At 68.0% G+C, this 17,987-nt stretch carries 18 protein-coding genes; 8 read left to right on the forward strand and 10 right to left on the reverse strand.

Going from position 1 to position 17,987, the window contains the following annotated elements; translation table 11 throughout:
* The first annotated feature begins 27 nt into the window (after nucleotides 1-27).
* On the forward strand, nucleotides 28-1,344 hold the full coding sequence (locus E3O50_RS03165; RefSeq protein ID WP_134560241.1) for a SufS family cysteine desulfurase: 1,317 nt from the start codon (nucleotides 28-30) through the stop codon (nucleotides 1,342-1,344).
* Complete coding sequence (gene sufU, locus E3O50_RS03170) at nucleotides 1,341-1,898, forward strand: Fe-S cluster assembly sulfur transfer protein SufU (RefSeq protein WP_134560243.1); 558 nt, start codon at nucleotides 1,341-1,343, stop codon at nucleotides 1,896-1,898. Before E3O50_RS03165 ends, sufU begins: the two co-directional genes overlap by 4 nt.
* A 177-nt stretch (nucleotides 1,899-2,075) precedes the next feature.
* Here sufU and E3O50_RS03175 read toward each other — a convergent pair whose 3' ends face one another.
* The 10 genes from E3O50_RS03175 to E3O50_RS03215 form a co-directional block, all read right to left on the reverse strand.
* On the reverse strand, nucleotides 2,076-3,020 hold the full coding sequence (locus tag E3O50_RS03175; protein WP_166790694.1) for a BadF/BadG/BcrA/BcrD ATPase family protein: 945 nt from the start codon (nucleotides 3,018-3,020) through the stop codon (nucleotides 2,076-2,078).
* Nucleotides 3,021-3,360: 340 nt separating this feature from the next.
* A complete protein-coding gene (locus E3O50_RS03180) occupies nucleotides 3,361-3,906 on the reverse strand; it encodes a hypothetical protein (protein ID WP_134560247.1) in 546 nt (181 codons plus the stop codon).
* Between the two features lie 904 nt (nucleotides 3,907-4,810).
* Nucleotides 4,811-5,779 (reverse strand): acetylxylan esterase, encoded by a 969-nt coding sequence (locus E3O50_RS03185; protein ID WP_134560249.1) that lies wholly within the window; start codon nucleotides 5,777-5,779, stop codon nucleotides 4,811-4,813.
* A 94-nt stretch (nucleotides 5,780-5,873) separates the two neighbouring features.
* Nucleotides 5,874-6,839, reverse strand: a complete 966-nt coding sequence (locus tag E3O50_RS03190) for a hypothetical protein (protein ID WP_241975465.1) — start codon at nucleotides 6,837-6,839, stop codon at nucleotides 5,874-5,876.
* The gene (locus E3O50_RS03195; RefSeq protein ID WP_134448939.1) at nucleotides 6,836-7,519 is read right to left on the reverse strand and encodes a cytochrome b N-terminal domain-containing protein; all 684 of its coding nucleotides are present in this window, start codon (nucleotides 7,517-7,519) and stop codon (nucleotides 6,836-6,838) included. The genes E3O50_RS03190 and E3O50_RS03195 overlap by 4 nt, the downstream gene beginning before the upstream one ends.
* Nucleotides 7,516-7,683 carry a hypothetical protein gene (locus tag E3O50_RS19045; protein ID WP_166787363.1) on the reverse strand — a complete coding sequence of 56 codons (168 nt, stop codon included), beginning with the start codon at nucleotides 7,681-7,683 and terminating at the stop codon, nucleotides 7,516-7,518. Before E3O50_RS19045 ends, E3O50_RS03195 begins: the two co-directional genes overlap by 4 nt.
* 180 nt (nucleotides 7,684-7,863) lie before the next feature.
* Nucleotides 7,864-8,250 carry a flagellar assembly protein FliW gene (locus tag E3O50_RS03200; RefSeq protein WP_134448940.1) on the reverse strand — a complete coding sequence of 129 codons (387 nt, stop codon included), beginning with the start codon at nucleotides 8,248-8,250 and terminating at the stop codon, nucleotides 7,864-7,866.
* Nucleotides 8,247-9,200: a flagellar hook-associated protein FlgL gene (flgL, locus tag E3O50_RS03205; RefSeq protein ID WP_134560251.1), complete on the reverse strand. Its 954-nt coding sequence runs from the start codon at nucleotides 9,198-9,200 to the stop codon at nucleotides 8,247-8,249. Before flgL ends, E3O50_RS03200 begins: the two co-directional genes overlap by 4 nt.
* A gap of 2 nt (nucleotides 9,201-9,202) precedes the next feature.
* A complete protein-coding gene (gene flgK, locus E3O50_RS03210) occupies nucleotides 9,203-10,735 on the reverse strand; it encodes a flagellar hook-associated protein FlgK (protein ID WP_134448942.1) in 1,533 nt (510 codons plus the stop codon).
* A gap of 10 nt (nucleotides 10,736-10,745) precedes the next feature.
* Nucleotides 10,746-11,231 carry a flagellar protein FlgN gene (locus E3O50_RS03215; RefSeq protein ID WP_134448943.1) on the reverse strand — a complete coding sequence of 162 codons (486 nt, stop codon included), beginning with the start codon at nucleotides 11,229-11,231 and terminating at the stop codon, nucleotides 10,746-10,748.
* Between the two features lie 440 nt (nucleotides 11,232-11,671).
* Between E3O50_RS03215 and E3O50_RS03220 the strand changes: the two genes are divergently transcribed.
* The 6 genes from E3O50_RS03220 (at nucleotide 11,672) to E3O50_RS03245 (ending at nucleotide 17,913) form a co-directional block, all read left to right on the forward strand.
* Nucleotides 11,672-12,613: a sigma-70 family RNA polymerase sigma factor gene (locus tag E3O50_RS03220; protein ID WP_134560253.1), complete on the forward strand. Its 942-nt coding sequence runs from the start codon at nucleotides 11,672-11,674 to the stop codon at nucleotides 12,611-12,613.
* Between the two features lie 85 nt (nucleotides 12,614-12,698).
* Nucleotides 12,699-13,838: a flagellin gene (locus E3O50_RS03225; RefSeq protein ID WP_134448945.1), complete on the forward strand. Its 1,140-nt coding sequence runs from the start codon at nucleotides 12,699-12,701 to the stop codon at nucleotides 13,836-13,838.
* Between the two features lie 159 nt (nucleotides 13,839-13,997).
* Nucleotides 13,998-15,389, forward strand: coding sequence for a flagellar filament capping protein FliD (gene fliD / locus E3O50_RS03230; RefSeq protein WP_134560255.1), 1,392 nt, complete (start codon nucleotides 13,998-14,000; stop codon nucleotides 15,387-15,389).
* Complete coding sequence (fliS, locus tag E3O50_RS03235; protein WP_322135983.1) at nucleotides 15,386-15,835, forward strand: flagellar export chaperone FliS; 450 nt, start codon at nucleotides 15,386-15,388, stop codon at nucleotides 15,833-15,835. Before fliD ends, fliS begins: the two co-directional genes overlap by 4 nt.
* A complete protein-coding gene (locus E3O50_RS03240; RefSeq protein ID WP_134560257.1) occupies nucleotides 15,828-16,154 on the forward strand; it encodes a hypothetical protein in 327 nt (108 codons plus the stop codon). The genes fliS and E3O50_RS03240 overlap by 8 nt, the downstream gene beginning before the upstream one ends.
* 109 nt (nucleotides 16,155-16,263) lie before the next feature.
* Nucleotides 16,264-17,913, forward strand: coding sequence for an HNH endonuclease signature motif containing protein (locus E3O50_RS03245; RefSeq protein WP_134560259.1), 1,650 nt, complete (start codon nucleotides 16,264-16,266; stop codon nucleotides 17,911-17,913).
* The last annotated feature ends 74 nt before the right edge of the window (nucleotides 17,914-17,987 follow it).

Raw genomic sequence — 17,987 nt, forward strand, 5'->3', positions numbered from 1 at the left:
CCCGCGAAGACGGCTTAACCTAGGAGCATGACGCTTTCCGCCCCATCGTTCCGTCGTGCCGCCGCCGTGGCGCTGACCGAGGACGAGGTCGCCCGCATCCGCAACGACTTCCCGATCCTCGAGCAGCGCATCAACGGGCATCCGCTCAACTATCTGGACTCCGGGGCCACCTCGCAGAACCCGATCAGCGTGATGGAAGCCGAGCAGGAGTACTACGAGCAACGCAACGCGGCCGTGCACCGCGGCGCTCACACCCTCGCGTTCGCGGCGACCGAGGTCTTCGAGAGCGCCAGGGAGACCGTGGCCGCCTTCATCGGCGCGCAGCCCGACGAACTCGTCTGGACTTCGAACGCGACCGAGGGAGTCAACCTCGTCGCGTACGCGATCTCCAACGCCTCACTCGGCCTCGGCGGCCCGGATGCCGCCCGGTTCCGCGTCGGGGCCGGCGACGAGATCGTCGTGACCGAGATGGAACACCACGCCAACCTGATCCCGTGGCAGCAGCTCGCCCTGCGCACCGGGGCGACCCTGCGCTTCATCCCCGTTCTCGACGATGGCACCCTCGACCTCGCGGCCGCGGCAACGATCGTCGGCCCGCGCACCCGCCTGCTCGCGTTCACCCACGCGTCCAACGTCGTCGGCACGATCAATCCCGTGGCCGAGCTCGTCGAGCTCGCCCACCGCTTCGGCGCCCTCGTGCTGCTCGACGCCTGCCAGACCGTTCCGCACCTGCCGGTCGACGTTGCCGCGCTCGACGTGGACTTCGCCGTCTTCTCCGGGCACAAGATGCTCGGCCCGACCGGCATCGGAGCGCTCTTCGGCAAGGCGGAGCTGCTCGCAGGGCTGCCGCCGTTCCTGACCGGCGGTTCGATGATCACGACCGTCGATATGGAGCACGCCGAGTTCCTCGCGCCGCCGCAGCGCTTCGAGGCAGGCACCCAGCGCATCTCGCAGGCGATCGCCCTCGCCGCCGCGGTCGACTACCTGACCGAAACCGGCATGGACCGGATCGCCCTCCGTGAGGCCGAACTCGGCCAGCGCCTCGTGGCCGGGCTCGCCGAGATCCCCGGCGTTCGGGTACTCGGCCCGGCCGCCGGCATCGACCGCATCGGCCTCGCCGCCTTCGACGTCGCCGGGGTGCATGCTCACGACGTCGGCCAGTTCCTCGACGAGGCCGGCATCGCCGTGCGGGTCGGCCACCACTGCGCCCAGCCGCTGCACCGCCGCCTCGGCATCACGGCGTCCACGCGCGCCAGCACCTACCTCTACACGACGACCGACGAGGTCGACCAGTTCCTGGCCGCCATGCACGAGGTCGCCCCCTTCTTTGGAGTGAAGCCATGAGTTCGAGCGAACTGCAGCAGCTGTACCAGCAGATCATCCTCGACCACGCCAAGTACCGGCACGGCGCGTCGTCCGAGCCGTTCGGCGTGTTCGACGCCAACGGTGCGCCGGGCCTGCGGCTCGCCGAGTCGCACCAAGTGAACACGACCTGCGGCGACGAGATCACCGTTCGCGTCGGCGTCCGCGCCGGCTCTGGTGCCGCAGCGGATGCCGCGGTGACGGATGCCGCCGGCCCTGCTCCCGTGATCGAACAGTTCGTCTGGCGGGGTGACGGCTGCTCGATCTCGATGGCGTCGGCATCCGTGCTCGCGGACACGATGACGGGACTGACCGTCTCCGAGGCGGAGGCACTCGTCACGACCTTCCGCGAGCTGCTCCGCTCGCGCGGCACGATCGAGCCCGACGAAGAGGTGCTCGGCGACGCCGCGGCCTTCGCCGGGGTCTCCAAGTACCCGGCCAGGGTCAAGTGCGCGATGCTGCCCTGGGTAGCGTTCGAGGCCGCCCTGATGCAGGTCGCCGCGGCATCCGCTGCCCCCGCGGCCCCGCTCGCCTAGCCGCGCCCGGCACGATCGGGTCGCCGTATCCCGGCTGATTCTCTCCCGCGAGAGTACGATTTTGGCCCTTAAGACCGAGTCTTAAGGGCCAAAAGTGCGCTCTCGCGGAGTCTCTGGGGCGCGCCGTGCGAGCGGCGCGCGGCGGGACGGGGCGGGAGGGGGCGGGAGGGGCGCGGGTCAGGCGCGGGAGCGCGCGACCAGGCTGAGGACGGCGCTGTCGGCGGCCAGGTTCGGAAGGAGCGCGGCGCCGTCGAGACCGTTGGCCGTGGGAAAGCGGATGTCCGCCGCCGGCCAGACCGCGCGCAGGTCGCGCTCGAAGCGGGTCGCGATCTCGGGTGAGCGCAGCACGCCGCCGAGCCCTCCGATCACGGGTGCGTCGACCTCCGACTGGCCGACCCGTTCGAGTCCCGTGCGCACCGACAGGGCGAGCTCTGCGGACGCAGCGTCGCAGATCGCCGCTGCGACGGCATCCGTTGCCGCGAGGGCGGTGACCGAGCGCGACCACGCCGCGATCCGGCTCACCCGGGCGGGGTCTGCCTGCAGCTCGAGGTAGAGGGTTTCGAGGTTCGGGAATTCCTTTTGAACGGCATCGCGGAGGGCTGTCACCGGGCCCCGCCCGTCGTAGTCGCGCATGACCGCGTCGAGGGCGGCACGTCCGAGCCAATAGCCGCTGCCGGCATCCGCGATCAGGTACCCCCAGCCGTCGACCCGGGCGACGGCGCCGACACCGACCGCCAGAGTGACGACGCCGGTGCCGACGGCGATCACGGCACCGGGGGTGTCGCCGAGGGCGCCCAGGTACGAGGTCACCGAGTCGTGGGCGAGGAAAACGTCCTGCACGCCGAGCCCGTGGGTAAGGTGGCGGAGTTCGGCGGCGTCGGCGTCGGACTGCGTGAAACCGGAGATGCCGGCGCTCAGGGTACGAATGCCGAGGTCGTCGGAGAGCCCGCTTTCGGTCGCGGCGACGGCCTTGACGACATCGGCGAGCTGGGGCATCAGAGTCCGGTCGGTGCGGATACCGGCGAAGTCGAACGTGTCGTGGCGTCCGTCGGCCGAGCGGAGCAGGGCGCGGATGCCGGTCTGGCCGGCATCAATGGTGAGGGAGCGGGATACGTCGGTCATCGCGGGGCGTCCTTGGTCGTGGGGGCGAATCGAAACTACGGTGCGACCAGCGAGGTGTCGGTGCACAGTCCCTATCATTCCGTGTTGCCGTGCCCGGAGGGCAGTCCCCGCACGGCCAGTCCCGGAGACGGACCTCGCAGACGGGCGTGCGCGCGACTCCGGGGTCGGCTAGCCTTCTGGTATCGCCGGTCCAACAGCCGGCCTCTGGGGGGAGAAATGTTGAACAACCTGACGGTCTGGCACGTGTTGATTCTGGTTGGCGGCTTCGTGGTGATGGCGGCTATCGCTGTGGCCATCATCGTCATCGCCATCCGGCTCGCGCGCCGCAAGTAGTTCGCTGTCAGCAGCCGGGGCCGGACGGGTTGGCCGTGCAGTCCTGGCCGACGAGGACCGTCGAGGCCGTGCTGACGACGACCGCGATCGGAGGCGCGGCGATCGTGAGCGTGCCCTGCACCGGACGCCACGGCTGCCCGCCGGCGCGGTACTCCGCCGAGTACACGACCGACAGCACCACGGTGTGACGGCCAGTGGCCCTGAAGATATGGCTGGTGGCGGTGTTCGAGAACTCCGGCACGCCGAGGGCGGCCCAGCTCGCGCCACCCGTCGCGGAGTCGATGGCCGCGCCGTCGCCGAGGTCCCAGTGGAACCGTGTCGGCGTGAAACGCACCTCGGCGGCGAACCCGAGCAACAGGCCCGTGCGCACATGCACGGATGCCTGGGCCAGGAAATTCGCCGGGAGCCCGGTGATCGCCCAGCCGTTGGGCTCCATGCCCTGGCCGGGTGCTGCCGCCGGGAAATTGACGAGATCACTGATGCGGACCACGAGATTCGGGTCGCAGAGCGGGCAGTTGACGGCGAACCCGTCCCGCACGAACGGCAGCCCCACAGTCGGTGTCGGGGTCGAGCCCGGAGCGCCCGCGCCACCCGTCCCGCTTGCACTACCCGTGCCGCCAGCCGTTCCCGAAGCAGCGCCTCCGGGTCCCGACCCCGAGTCGAATCCCGTGGACAAGTCCACGCCCCCGCCGTTCACGACCCCAGTGACAGGTGGTGGGTTTGAGCACTGGCTCGCGAGGTTCTTCCAACCCCCACACGGATCCCTCTCGGTGGCGAATCCTGCAAAGCCCAATAGTGCGGGCAATAGGACGGAGATCAGCAATAGTTCGTGCCGGACCATGTGACCGACTCCTCTACAAGCAGCCGTCGACTCTGACTAGCGAGAGTGAAACGAACTTCAAGGGGATAGCGACGGGCTACGTCTGTTGAGACCCGACTAGCCCCCGACGCGTCTACCAGATCGGCTTGCGACGTATCCAGGCAAAGGTACGTTGTGACTTTCCCGGATGCCAAGTCAGCGCTCTGCAATCTCAGGGAGTCAAATTTCAGTTCCCCAATACCGTGGAGCCCCCCTTCAGCTAGGCCGTGAAACGATTGAATCTCATCGTCAAGCGCTCCTCCGGTGGCGACGGCGGACATCCGCTCGGGTGCCATCCCGCCCTCGTGGCCGATCTGCGTCGATAGCGCCTGGTACTCGGTGAATGACTTTCGCGCGGCCTCAAGGGCGTCGGCCTCTGAGGCGAAAGCGGCTGCATCCGCTGTCGGAGACGCAGACGGGCTCGCGATCGGCGTCGGCGACGACGCGCACCCGGACAGGGCGATTAGACCGGCTACGGACACGGCGGCGCACAGGGTCGTCGTCGCCAGTCGGTACCTCGCGCGGATCCGCATGCGGTCACGTTAGAACACTTGGGGACATCCCGCTCGAGTTATCCACAGGGCAAGCAGACGCGTGCTTAGAGGATGCGCTCCTCGAGCCAGGCGGCCTGCCGCAGCCAGTGGTGCCCGGATCCGCCCTCGTGCTGGTTGAACGGGTAGACCTCGATGTCCGCCTCGCCCGCGTAGTGGTTGAGGGTGGCGAAGACCGTCGACGGCGGGCAGACCGGGTCCATCAGGGCGACGGAGAAGAGGGCGGGAGCGGTCGCGCGCTTGGCGAAGTTCACGCCGTCGAAGTAGGAAAGAGTCGTGAAGGTCTGCTCGACGAGGTCGCGGTGCACCGAGAGGTACCGCACGATCTCCTGGTACGGGTCCCCGTCGGTGATCTCGACGGCCCGCTCGAAGTGGCAGAGGAACGGCACCTCGGGCATGACCCCGATGAGCCCCTCGCTGAGGCCAGCGGCCGCGAGCGCGATGCCGCCGCCCTGGCTGCCGCCGCACACCGCAACGCGGGTCGGGTCGACCCGGTCGATCGTGCGCACGGCGTCGATCGCGCGCGCGGCATCCGTGAAGACCCGGCGGTAGTAGTAGTCGTGCGGCCGCTCGATCCCGCGGGTCACGAACCCGGGGGCGGACGGCCCGGTGCCGTTCGGGTCGGGTGTCTCGCCGCCGGAGCCCCAGACGCTGCCCTGGCCCCGCGTGTCCATGAACAGGTAGGCATAGCCGGCCGTCACCCACGCGAGGTTCTCGTGCGGGAGTCCGCGGCCTCCGCCGTAGCCGTTGTACTCGACGACGGCCGGCAGCGGGCCGGTCGTGCCCGCCGGCACCAGGAACCAGGCGCGCACGGGCTGTCCCGCGAAACCGTTGAAGGTCATGTCGTAGACCTCGACCTGGCTGAGCGGGGAGTCGACCCGGGTCAAGTGCGGTTCGTCGGGAAAACGGCGGGCGTCCGCGAGGGTGTCCTCCCAGAACTCGTCGAAGTCGTCCGGCTCAGCGACGACCGGCCGGTAGTCGCGGAGCTCGGGCAGGCTGAGGTCGTAGCGGGACACGGAAAGCCTTTCGGTGAGGCACGGATGCGACCGGCCGCGCAGACACCTCGGCGACGATCGATCTCGTCCCCAGCCTAGTGTTGGCGCACTCCGCTCAGCTCCGGCCCGCTGCCCGCTTCTTGTAATAATCCCGCCAGATCAGGCGGTGGATCGGAATCCACCGCGGGATGTCCCGCAGGCCAGGGATGAAGGGCACGAGCGTCAGCAGCACGCTCAGCACGAGCATCAGGAGCACGACGAGAAGGTCGGCGTTGGGGGCGGAGGCGAACGGCTCGATCTGGTACCAGAAGGAGAACAGCCATAGCCAGGACTGACCGGGGGTGTTCCCGGTCTCGTTCATCATGCCCCACTGGTCGCCGGTGAGATGCGCCGCGGTCGCGAGGTCGCCGAAGTAGGCGCCGTCGCCGAGGAACAGGATCGTGCGGGTGTAGTCGGCGTTGTAGAACGACTGCTGGGCGTTCAGCACGCCGTCGAGGGCGCCCTGGCTCGCCATTGTGAGGAGCGCATCCGTCAGGACCGGCACCGGGCCGTAGTCGCCGGTGGCGACCTGGGCCGGGTCGCCGTCGGGGGCGTTCGTGAGGGCATCCGTGTATGCGGCGGTCCAGTCGGCCTTCTCGGTGTCGCTCCCGGCGTTCCACGCGTCGAGAGCGGCGCTCGGCGGAGCGTTGAGGGTCGTCAGCGGGGTGATCACGAGGTCCTGGGCCGTGTCGATCGGCAGCTGCACGCCGGAGAAGCTCTGCAGGTCGAATGCCCCGATGGTCTGGGTCGCGTCGGCGGTGGTGTTGTACGGCGGGCCGTAACCGGCGGTCTCGCTCGTGCCGCCGAGCTCGGCTGTCGCGGTGGCCACGAAGTCGGCCGGCTCGGCCTGGGCCCAGGACTTGAGGGTGACACTCGGTTCGTCGGGCGAGCCGACGATCGCCGAGAGACCGACGATCACGAGCCCGACGACGACGAGGGCGACCGTGAGTTCCTTGAAGAGGTCGTACTCGCGCACGGTTCCGCGCCACGGACGGCGGGCGAGGCCATCCCGGTCGGAACGGGACATCGTCGAGGCGCTCATCGGGTCGCCTCCGTCCGGTCCGTGCCGCTCAGCTGGGCGTCGGTTTCCGCCGCGTCGATCGGGGGGACGACCCCGTGCATCCGCACCAGGATCACGTGCAGCGCGACGACGGCTCCGACGGCGAGGGGAAGCAATACGATGTGGAACCCGAAGATCTGGCCGAGGTTGGCCACGTTGAACCACGCGCCGATGCCGGAGGCGTTGAGCGCATCCTTGCCCTCGAAGGCGATCCACTGGGAGTCGAAGTTGGTCTGCAGCAGGTAGCCGGTGAACGCCGCGACGATCGAGACGAGGAAGGCGCCCATCCCGGTGATCCAGGTGAGGGTGCGCCCACCGCGCCAGGCGGCCATCCAGTACTTGCCCCAGAGGTGCACGACCATCGTCATGAAGAAGAGCTCGACGCTCCAGAGGTGCACGCTGTTCACGAAGTGCCCGAAGTCGGAGACGTGGTACCAGGCCGGGCCGTTCAGGCTCAGCACGACGCCGGAGACCACGATGAAGACGAGCGAGACGATCGCGCCCATTCCGAAGACGTAGATCCAGGATGCGACGTAGCTCGGTTGGTCCTGCGGCAGTAGCTTGTCGGCGGGCAGGTGCTTCAGCAGCCAGCCCCTGGCCTTCCCTGTCCAGGTGTAGTACTCCTCGACCGGTTCGGTCTTCCGTTCCTCACGGATGCTCATGGCCGTTTCTTCCCGCTCGGGAACGGCAGGAAGAGGGCCAGCACGAACAGCAGGATCATCACGAGGATCACGATGAGGTTGCCGAGCTGGATCTGGAAGGCACCAAAGCCGAGATAGATGCCCGGACTGTCCTGGGCTGCAAAATAGCTGATGAGCGGATGCATTACGGCTCCATTGCTCGGGATATCCGCCAGCCGTTGGGTGAATCCGAGCGGCTATGCCCCGATGGACCTCACGCTATTCCCGTTCGGCCGGAATCGCTCATCATTGGTCGCGGAAATGCCCTGAGACTCCGTTCAGGAACGCGCACCTGAGGACGGAGCGCGCACGCCCGTACTGTGTGCTCAGGCCGCCGACGCGGCGCCGAGCTCGGCGCGGAGGGACCAGTCCTGTCCCTCGAGGATGATCTGGGCGCAGCGGCCGGTCGTCGAGTTCACGACGATCGGCGCCATCAGGTTGACTGTCGTCCCGCCTTCGCGCGGGTTGGTCACGACGAGCACGAGAGCCTCATCGGCGCCGGCAAGGTCGAGGGAGCTGGCGTGCTCGTCGGTGATGACGGGGGAGTAGTCCGGCAGATAGATCGAGGCGTCGAGCACGAAGAGCCGGGTATGCCGGTCCTCGGCGGACTGCAATGTGTACAGGCCGTCGGCTCCGGCGATCTCGGTGAGATCGAACTCGGTCAGCGGCGCGAGGCCGGGCGGTGGGGAGACGAATGTCAGGGAGGCGCTCACTGGAGGAAGTCCATCAGGGTGTGCTGCAATACCTTCGCGGTCACGGAGAGTGCAGCCTGGTAGCTGACCTCCTGGAGTTTGAGATCAAGGGCGGCCTGGGCGAGGTCCACGTCTTCGATCCCGGATCGTTGGGCCTCGAGCGTTCCGGCCTTGGTGACGAGGCCGGCGCCGGCGCTCTCGATCTGCGCCTGTCGTACGCCGTTGTCCGACTGCGCGGCGATGACCGTGGTCAGTCGGGTGTCGACGGTCGCGAGGTAGTCGCTCGCGGTCGCCGTCGGGGTCGCCCCGGCGGTTCCGGTCGTGGGGTCGAGGGCGTAGCTGATGTTGTCGATGAGAGTGAATACCGAATTCGTGTCGGGCCCGTAGATCCTCGATCCGTTGGAATCGACGCGGACGGTCGAGTCCGCGGCGACGCGGCGCTCGACGGTCGAACCAGAGGTGCCCGTGTAGGTCACCGTCGCCGGAATCGCCGGGGTCGCCCCGTTCGCCGGGATCGCCGCGGTCGTCTTGAAGGCCACGGCCTCGTCCGAGGTTCCGGCGAAGACGCTGCGACCAAGGTACTGGGTGTTCGCCTGGGTGAGCAGGTCCTGCTTGAGCCCCTGCAGCTGCGTGGCGAGGGCGCTCTTCGCGGTCTGCGAGAGCGAGCCGTTGCCGCCCTGCACGGTCAGGTCGCGCACCTGGTTCATGATGTTCGTGGTGGCGGAGAGCGCGGCATCCGCTGTCGTCAGCCAGCCGGTGCCATTGTCGACGTTGCGGGTGTACTGGGCGACCGCGGTCTGCTGGGCGCGCACCGCGAGCGAATCCGCGGCGCGCGTCGGGTCGTCCGAGGGGTTCTTCAGCGTCGTGAGCGAGGAGGCCTGCTCCTGCAGCTGGGTGAGCCTCGCGAGGTTGCTTTGCAGGCTGGTCTGCGCGGCGCGAATCTGCGTCTGGGTGGTGACACGGGAGATCATCGTCAGCGGCCCACCAATCCGGTCTTGTTGATGAGCACGTCGAGCATCTCGTCGACGGCGGTCATGACCCGGGCGGCGCCCTGGTACGCGTGCTGGAACATCAGAAGGCTCACGTTCTCCTCGTCGAGGTCGACGGATGCGTTGGACAGCTGGGCCTTGACCGCTGCGGTCGACGTGATGTCGGCCAGGGACGCGCCCTGGAGCTCGGACTTCGTGGTCACCGCGAGGCGGGTCACGACATTGGACCAGTCCGCGCTCGGTGAGGTGAAGGGGAGGTTCGTCGCGGGGTCGATGGCGGTGGCCTTGCCCGCGCCCAACTGCGAGACGGCGTCGGCGATCGTGCCGGCCGAGGTCACGGTGGTGGATCCGGTTGCGGCTGCAGCGGCGGTTACCGCGGCCCCGGCTGCGGTCAGCGCCGCCGAGAGGTCGGTTGCCGTCTTCGGCAGGACGCTCAGGCCGAGGGCAGCTGCCCCGGTGGTCGAGACTGTGAAGAAATTCCCGCCGGGAGTCGACGTGGGGTTGAAGACGGCGTTGACGCTCGTGGCGAGTGACGTCGCGAAGGCGTTGTAGGTGGCCGCGACGTCGGCGAGGGTCGATCCGGTTCCCTGGCCGTTCGCGTCGATGGTCGCCGGGCCGAGCAGCGAGAGCGCTCCGGCGAGTTCGCCGCCGTCGACCGAGACGGCCGTCGGCGGGGTCTTGCCGAGATCCCTGGTCCAGACGACCTGCACGGTGCCGGCCGTTCCGGTATTGGCTCCGGTTCCCGTCATCGAGGTGGCTCCGACGGCCGTCAGGCTCTGGGCCTGATCGCCGCTGACAAGGGCGTTCCCGCCGACGAAGATGCTGACCGTGCCGTCGGTCTGTTCGGAGACGACGCCGCCGGTGAGGGCGGCGATGGTCGTGGTGAGCGCGCTGCGCTTGTCGAGGAGTTCGTTGGCGGAGCCGCCCGCCGCGACCGTCATCCGGATCTGGGAGTTGAGTCCGGCGACCTGCGTGGCCGCGGCATTCACCTCGGAGACCATCGAAGTGACGCTCGAACGCTGGGAGGACCACTCGGTCGCGACGGCCTGGTAGTTGGACGCGATCTGGCCGGCCACGGCGTTGGCCTGGCTCAGCACGACGCCGGCCGGGGCCGCGTCGCCGACGCTGTTGGAGACGTCCTGCCAGCCGGCCCAGAACTTGGAGAGGGTCGCAGACAGCCCGCTCGTGCCCGGCTCGTTGGTGGCGGCCTCCACCGCGGAGAACGAGTTGGCGCGCACCGCCGAGAAGCCCGCGGCCGCGGCCGAAGCGCGCACCTGCGCGTCGAGGCTCGCGCTGCCGAGGCGGGCGATGCCGGTCACCGAGACGCCCTGGCCGGCGCCGACTCCGGAGGAGAAGAGACCGACGCGCGTCACGGCATCCACTGACGAGGTCGTCACGCGCTGGCGGGTGTACCCCTCGGTGCCGGCGTTGGCGATGTTCTGGCCGACGACGTCGAGGCCCTGGCGGGCGGCGACGAGGCCGGTGTATGCGGTGTTGAGTCCGCCGAATGTGCTCATGGGGTTCCCGTTAGAACGACTGGTCGAAGAGGCGGGCGGGCGGGGTGGACGCATCCGCTGTGCCGCGGGCGTCGTAGGTGTTCGTGTTCACACGGATATCGGCGAGCGTCTCCTGGCTGGAGCGTGCGGCCGAGCGGAGCAGGTGTTCGTTGGCGTCGCGGAGTTCCTTGATCTGGGCGGCGAGCTCGCCGAGGGCCTTGAGGTGCGCCGTCATGATCTCGGTCCAGGGACCGACGGGGGCGTGGGCGACGAGTTCGCGGAGCGTGGCGTCTTCGTTCGTTCCCCACTCTGCGGACATGGCGGCAACCTCGACGCTGCGGGCGAGACCGGCTTCCTGCACGTGGCCGAGCACTTGCTCGACCTCGCGGGTGCCCTGCTGGAGCCAGCGGGTCTTGCCGTTCGTCAGGAGGAGCTGTTCTTCGTCGAGCTTGAAGACGAGCAGTTCGAGGAGCTCCCGCTCGCGCCACAGGAGGGCCGAGAGTTCATTGGCGCCCACGATTTCCTCCACACGATTCCGGTCGGGCCGAGGGACGCACGACCGCGTCGACTCTGGCTTCAGATGGCACTATCGGCAGGGTTTTGCCGCACGTAAGCGATCCGTGTGCCCAGACTGGCAGGTGGCGGCTGGGAATGTCCACCTAAATGAGGACAACGCTTTCCCAAAAGTGGGGGTGGCAGGGCGTGTCCGAGCAGGTAAGCGTTTCCCGGTTGGGGGGTAGTAGCCCCCCCAGAGTGGGGGTGCCGCACGGCCCGTCTCAGGGGCGGCTGATTGTATGTTTGACACGCGGACAAAACACTTTGTGTTAAAGGGGCCCCGAACCCCTGTCCGATCAGTGAATTTGTCCCAGTGCTCACCCGGTACGAAGCGAAGTAATCCTGGCCCTGCCAGAGGTCTCTCGCTCAACATCCGTTCGTGAAACACAAGGGGGCTGCGACGTGAATCGCACAGAGCGCAATCGGTTGGTCACCGACAACCTGCCCCTCGTCGGATACCTGGTTTCCGAGGTCTGGGCCAAGGCTCGTCACCTCTCACGCGATGATCTCGCGTCTGCGGGCGCGCTCGCGCTCGTCACGAGCGCGGATGCTTTCAACCCCGACCTCGGGGTTCCCTTCGGCGCATTCGCCCGTCGTCGCATCATCGGGGCATTCGCCGACGAGATGCGCTCCAACGACTGGGCCACCCGCACCGCCCGTCGACGCATCAAGGAAACCCGCGCCGTTCAGGAAACCCTCGCCGCCGCCCTCGGCCGTGCCGCGAGCGTCGACGAGATCGCCGCCGCACTCGGCGTCGACCGTGAGACCGCGGCTGCAGGCCTCGCCGACAGCGAGCGCACCGTGATCGCCCTCGACGACACCACTGCCGAGTACATCCCGGCGAGCACCGTGCTGCCGGGGGAGTCGCTGCTTTCCGCCGAGCGCCTCGCGTACCTGCGCGCGGCCGTGCTCGCGCTCCCGCCCAAGATGCGCGAGATCATCGAGCAGGTCTACTTCGACGACCGCCCGGTCAAGGACATCGCCGCGGACCTGGGCATCACCCACTCGGCCGTGTCCCAGCAGCGCGCGGAGGCCATCCGCCTGCTGCGCGACGGCCTCGGCACCCACTACGCCGACGATGAAGCCGACTACGTGCCGGAGTCCCGCGTGGCGCCGGCCCGCCGCAGCGCCTACCTGGCCAGGCTCGCCGATCACGCGATGCTCGGCATTGTCCAAGAGCGGATGCCCGCCGTCGCGACCGACCTTCCCCTCACGCAGCCGATCAGCTTGCCGGTGCCCTCGCGGACCGCCGCGATCGCCGCAGCGAAGTACGCCACCGCTGCGGGATCCTTCGGCGACCACGGCGTTTACCCGGCCCGGGAATCTTTCTCGCTCAACGGCTAACGCACGATCGGCCAAGGCCGATAGATCTCAGTGTCAGCCCATGGATGGGTAGACGCACCGACACCCACTCACGGAGGAATACATCATGGGTATGCAGATCAACACCAACATCGCGGCGAACAACACCTACCGCAACCTGACCGCTACACAGAACGACATGTCCAAGTCGCTCGAGAAGCTTTCCAGTGGTCTTCGCATCAACCGCGCATCGGACGACGCGGCCGGCCTCACGGTCTCCGAGGCACTCAAGTCCCAGGTCGGTGGCCTCACGGTCGCCAGCCGCAACGCCCAGGACGGCATCTCGGTCGTGCAGACGGCTGAAGGTTCCTTGAGCGAGGTGCAGTCGATTCTGCAGCGCGTTCGTGACCTCGCCGTCCAGGCCGGTAACGACTCGAACAACAAGGACTCCCGCACCGCGATCACGACCGAGGTCACTGCGCTGACCAAGGAACTGACGCGTATCGGTGACTCGACGAACTTCAACGGCACCCAGCTGCTGGACGGATCGAGCAAGGCACTGAGCTTCCAGGTCGGCGCCAACTCCGATGCCAGCAGCCAGATCAAGGTCGACCTGACGGGTGCGAACGTCAACACCATCGCAACTGCGATCGGTGCGACGAACGTTGGTTCGTCCTACACGGTCGGCGCAGCCGGCACCAACGACGCCGTGCAGTCCTTCGTCGTCACGAACCCGGACAAGTCGGTCTCGACGATCGCGACGGCGGCGCTGTCGACCGGCGGTGGTACTGCGCAGGAAGTGGCCGATGCACTCAACAAGGACACATCCTTCTCCGGCAGCTTGATTGCTACCGTCGACACCGCAGGCAAGCTCAACGTCAAGGCATTGAACGGTGGAGCGGTGGCCGTCGCGAACCCTTCCGCCGGGCTGACCGCGGGTGCCGGTGGACTTGCTGCTTCGGGTGGCCTGGACTTCAGCACCGCTGCTGGCGCTGCGGCGGCAATCAAGGTTGTCGACGCTCAGCTCACCAAGGTGTCGACCGCTCGTGCCGACCTCGGTGCGGTTCAGAACCGGTTCGAGAGCGTCGTCAAGACGCTTGCCGTCTCGACCGAGAACCTGACCGCTGCCGGATCCCGCATCCGCGACACCGACATGGCCGCTGAAATGGTCAAGTACACCCGCTCCAGCATCCTGGTGCAGGCCGGTACCGCCATGCTCGCTCAGGCGAACCAGGGCAACCAGGGCGTGCTCAAGCTCCTCCAGTAAATCGGATAGCCCAGGCAGTCGGGCAACCGACCGGTGAACTATGGCCGGCGGCGCGCGGGAGATGAACTGGACCTCATCCCTCGAACGCCGCCGGCCATTCCACGTTCCACCCGCAGCACGACCAGCAGCACAGAGTTTCACACCTAAGGAGGTGGAGGCATGACGAACGCGATCGACGGGCTCATCAGCGGCCTGGACACCACGACCCTGATCAACTCCCTGATGACCGTCGAGGCTCGTCCCCAGACGCTCCTCAAGGCATCCGTCGCCACCTCTCAAAAGCTCATCACCGCACTCCAGGGCCTCAACGGCCAGGTCGCAGCCCTCGCGACCCTCGCGACCACGGCTTCGAAGCCGGCGGCCACCGACCTCTACGCCGCTACGAGCAGTTCCACGAGCGTGACCACGGCCATTTCGACCGGGGCCAGTGCGGGCCAGATCGACGTTGTCGTCGGCGCCCTCGCCAAGACCCAGGTCGGCGTCTCCGCCGCCCTGACCGTTTGGCCGGCCAGCCCCGCGGCACTCACCGTCGTCGTGAACGGCGTCAGCACCGAAATCACCCCGGCATCCACGTCCCTTGACGATGTCGTCACCGCGGTCAATGCGGCTGGTGCCGGCGTCACCGCGACTAAGGTCGCGTCGGGCGTGGACGCGAGCGGGGCCGCGCAGTACCGCCTCCAGTTCACCGCCAGCGACTCGGGACTGGCTGGCGCATTCTCGATCTACCAGGGCACCAAGGCTGAGGTCACGGCCAACACCGCGACGAACGTGCTCACCCAGACGGGCGCCGCCATCACGACCGCCGCGCAGGATGCGAGTCTCACTCTCTGGGCCGGCACCACGGCCGAGCAGAAGATCACCTCGTCGACGAACACCTTCGCTGACCTGCTGCCCGGAGTCGCGATCACGGTCTCCGCGGTCTCAACCTCGGCCGCGACGATCAAGGTCGCTCGCGACGATGCCGCGATCAGCTCCCTCGCCTCGGGCCTTGTGAGCTCGCTCAACGGCATCTTCGCCCTCATCTCCACCCAGACCGTCGTGACGAACAGCACCAACGCCTCTGGCGCCGCCGTGATGTCGCCCGGTGTCTTCACCGGGGACGGCGGGGTTCGTGACGTGAGCCAGAAGCTGCTCACCGCGGCATCCGCCCCGATCAACGGGCACTCGCCGTCGGAATACGGCATCAGCATCACCAAGACAGGCACGATGGAGTTCGACGCGGCAAAATTCGCGACAGCCCTCGCAGCCGACCCGACGACGGTCAAGGCCGCCGTGCAGGAGATCGCGACCCGGGTCGCCGCAGCGGCAACGGCCGTTTCGGACAAGTACACCGGTGCGCTCACGAGCGAGATCACCGGACAGCAGTCCTCTGTGAAGAACATGAGCACCCGGATCGACGCATGGGACATCAGTCTCGCCACGCGACGCTCCACCCTGCAGGCCACCTACACGGCGCTCGAGGTCTCCCTCGCCGCTCTCAAAGCGCAGTCGAGCTGGCTCACGGCCCAGGTCGCTGCGATCCCGACCACTACTACTACGAGCGCTGGATGATGATGGCAATTATGAGCATGATGGGGAGCAACGCGCAGGCCCGCCGCGCACAGTTCAACCGCGAATCGATCCTGTCCGCCACGCCGGCGCGGCTCCTGACGATGCTGTATGACCGTCTTCTCCTGGATCTCAACCGCGCACAGGCCGCGCAGCTCAACCAGGACTGGCAGGTCGCCTCGGAGAACCTGCTGCACGCCCAGGCGATCGTCTCTGAGCTGTCGTCCTCCCTCAATGTCGAGGCCTGGGACGGCGCCGAAGGCCTGTTCGCGATCTACGTGTACGTGCAGAACGCACTCATGAGTGCCAACGTGCACCGGGACGTCAACCGCACGGTGGAGTGCATCGGACTGCTCGAGCCGCTGCGTCAGACCTGGCACGAAGCCGCCGAGCAGCTTCCCGCGCAGCCGATGGCTGCCCGGGTCGGAGGAGAGCTCGGTTATGCCTAGGCCGTCGGGATCGTATGAGGAGTGGCTGCGCGTGCTCGACGAGCTCGAGCGCAGCCTCGGCAGCGGCACGCGCAACGCGGTGCTCGCGATCGAGGGGGAGCGGTTCTCGACCGGCGTGCAGTGGCGCGCGCCGGAGCACCTGGGTCAGCTTCCCGTGCAGCTCGAGGAGCGTGCCCGGCTGCTCATCGCCGGACAGCTCGAGCTGATCCGCGAGATCGAGGATGCCCGGCGCTCCGCCGGAGCACACCTGTCCGCCGTGAGGAGCATCCTCACCGCCCAGCGCGCCAACGCGTCCGTCTATCTCGACGTCACCGGCTGATCGGACTCTTTCAGTAAGGCTTCTCCTCAACAGGTGCCTGATCAGCGTTAGTTTCCACGGACATGAGCCATGCTCAAGGAATGTCGGTGGTCGGTCGTAACGTGGGGGCATGACCAACCTTCCCGAGTCGCCCGCTTCACCCGATCAGCCGCACGGCGACCGGGGGCGGGGTGACTGGGTGCAGGGCGGCGTGCTCGGCGGGTTGCGGTCGATGGCGGATGTCGTCACCGGGCTGGGCGGTTCGTCTGCCGCTGTCGACGCGCTCAGCGATGAGGCGGTGCTCGAAGGGCACGCATTGATCGCGGGAGCCCGGCGGGCACTCGACACCCAGGCGGTGTGGTTCGCGGCGACCCTGGCTCGAAGGTCCCGCCCGGAACTCGGCGGGAAGGGCCTCGCGGCCCGGAAGGGGTTCCGCTCCCCGGAAGACCTGCTGCAGAACTTGTCCGGGTCGAGCAAAGGTGACGTGAGCAAACTCTTCGCGGTCGGTCGGCTGCTCGCCGAGGCCGACGCCGCTGAGAAGGCCGCACGGGAAGCCGCCGAGGCTCAGAAACTGATCGATGGCACCCCGCCCCTCGACGATCACGATGGGCAGGAGGGGACCGACGGGCCGCCGCCGCTGAACGGGACGGCCCCGGACCTGCCGCCGGTCGCGGTGCCGCCGTGGCATGCACCGATCGGCCAGGCCCTGAGCGAGGGTTGGCTCAGTGTCGAGAAGGCAGACTCGCTCCGCAAAGGCCTCGGCGACCTGGACAGGGCGATCACGGCGGAGAAACTCGCGGCCGCCCTCGCACGGCTCCTCGCGGAAGCGCGAACCGTGAACGCAGACCAGCTGTTCAAGCGGGCCCGGCGGGTGCGGGACGTTCTCGATGAGGCTGGCATCGCCGCCCGGGAGAAGGCCGTCTACGACGACCGGTCGCTGCGGTTCTGGCGGCTCCACACGGGGCAGGTGCGCATGGTCGGACTGTTCGCCCCGGAAGACGGCGAATACCTGATGAGTACCTATGACGCCATCACCAGCCCGAGGCGTGGCGGCGTGCGGTTCGTGGACAAGGAGCAGGCGGCCTGGGCGAAGCGGGTCCAAGACGACCCGCGCACCACCGAGCAGCTCACCGCGGATGCGTTCCTCGCCCTGACCAAACTCGGCGTGAAAGCCGATCCAAAACGCATCGCCGGCGGCCGCAACCCCGCCGTCCGCATGGTCACCATCCGCCCCAGAAACAACACACCCACGGGCATTGCGCCGACCGGCACCGTAGCAACAGAAGCCTCAACCGATGCCGAGGCGGAATCCGCGACTGAGGCGCCCACTCTAGAGCCGGGCGTGATCGAGGGCACTGCGGTCACCGTCTCCACCGAAACCCTCGAACGGAACCGGTGCGACAGTGGGCTCCTCGATGTCACGTTCGACGACCACGGCAGCGGCGTCGACCTCGGCCGGGAACAACGCACTTTCAGCCCGGCCCAAAGAGCGGCCCTCGCCCTGCGTGACGGCGGCTGCCTGTGGCCCGGCTGCGACCGACCACCCTCCTGGACCGAAACCCACCACATCGAGCACTGGAAAGATGACACCGGCCAGACCAACGTCGCCGACGGCATCCTGCTCTGCCGCGGCGACCACCTGCGACTTCACAACGAACACTGGCGCGTTACCCGGGACGACACCGGCCGGTACTGGCTCACTCCGCCACCCGGTCTCGACCCCGAGCAGAGACCCATCCGCCTCAGGAGCACGAGCGAGATCCTCCGTGACGATGACTGACGGGAGCGGCCGGTCAGAGGGTCGAAACGGCCGCTGCACCCCCCTTTCGAGCCAAGCAGACGAATCGGGAGAGA

Origin of the sequence: Cryobacterium sp. MDB1-18-1 (genome assembly GCF_004402735.1) — a bacterium.
In the GTDB taxonomy this organism is placed as follows: Bacteria; Actinomycetota; Actinomycetes; order Actinomycetales; family Microbacteriaceae; genus Cryobacterium; species Cryobacterium glucosi.

Bases quoted from the DNA above. Each gene is read 5' to 3' on its own strand.
- E3O50_RS03240 (WP_134560257.1), top strand. From the start codon at position 15,828: ATGCCTAGGCCGTCGGGATCGTATGAGGAGTGGCTGCGCGTGCTCGAC.
- E3O50_RS03175 (WP_166790694.1), bottom strand. From the start codon at position 3,020: ATGACCGACGTATCCCGCTCCCTCACCATTGATGCCGGCCAGACCGGC.
- E3O50_RS03245 (WP_134560259.1), top strand. From the start codon at position 16,264: ATGACCAACCTTCCCGAGTCGCCCGCTTCACCCGATCAGCCGCACGGC.
- flgK (WP_134448942.1), bottom strand. From the start codon at position 10,735: ATGAGCACATTCGGCGGACTCAACACCGCATACACCGGCCTCGTCGCC.
- E3O50_RS03225 (WP_134448945.1), top strand. From the start codon at position 12,699: ATGGGTATGCAGATCAACACCAACATCGCGGCGAACAACACCTACCGC.
- E3O50_RS03195 (WP_134448939.1), bottom strand. From the start codon at position 7,519: ATGAGCATCCGTGAGGAACGGAAGACCGAACCGGTCGAGGAGTACTAC.
- E3O50_RS03165 (WP_134560241.1), top strand. From the start codon at position 28: ATGACGCTTTCCGCCCCATCGTTCCGTCGTGCCGCCGCCGTGGCGCTG.
- sufU (WP_134560243.1), top strand. From the start codon at position 1,341: ATGAGTTCGAGCGAACTGCAGCAGCTGTACCAGCAGATCATCCTCGAC.
- fliD (WP_134560255.1), top strand. From the start codon at position 13,998: ATGACGAACGCGATCGACGGGCTCATCAGCGGCCTGGACACCACGACC.
- flgL (WP_134560251.1), bottom strand. From the start codon at position 9,200: ATGATCTCCCGTGTCACCACCCAGACGCAGATTCGCGCCGCGCAGACC.
- E3O50_RS19045 (WP_166787363.1), bottom strand. From the start codon at position 7,683: ATGCATCCGCTCATCAGCTATTTTGCAGCCCAGGACAGTCCGGGCATC.
- fliS (WP_322135983.1), top strand. From the start codon at position 15,386: ATGATGATGGCAATTATGAGCATGATGGGGAGCAACGCGCAGGCCCGC.
- E3O50_RS03190 (WP_241975465.1), bottom strand. From the start codon at position 6,839: ATGAGCGCCTCGACGATGTCCCGTTCCGACCGGGATGGCCTCGCCCGC.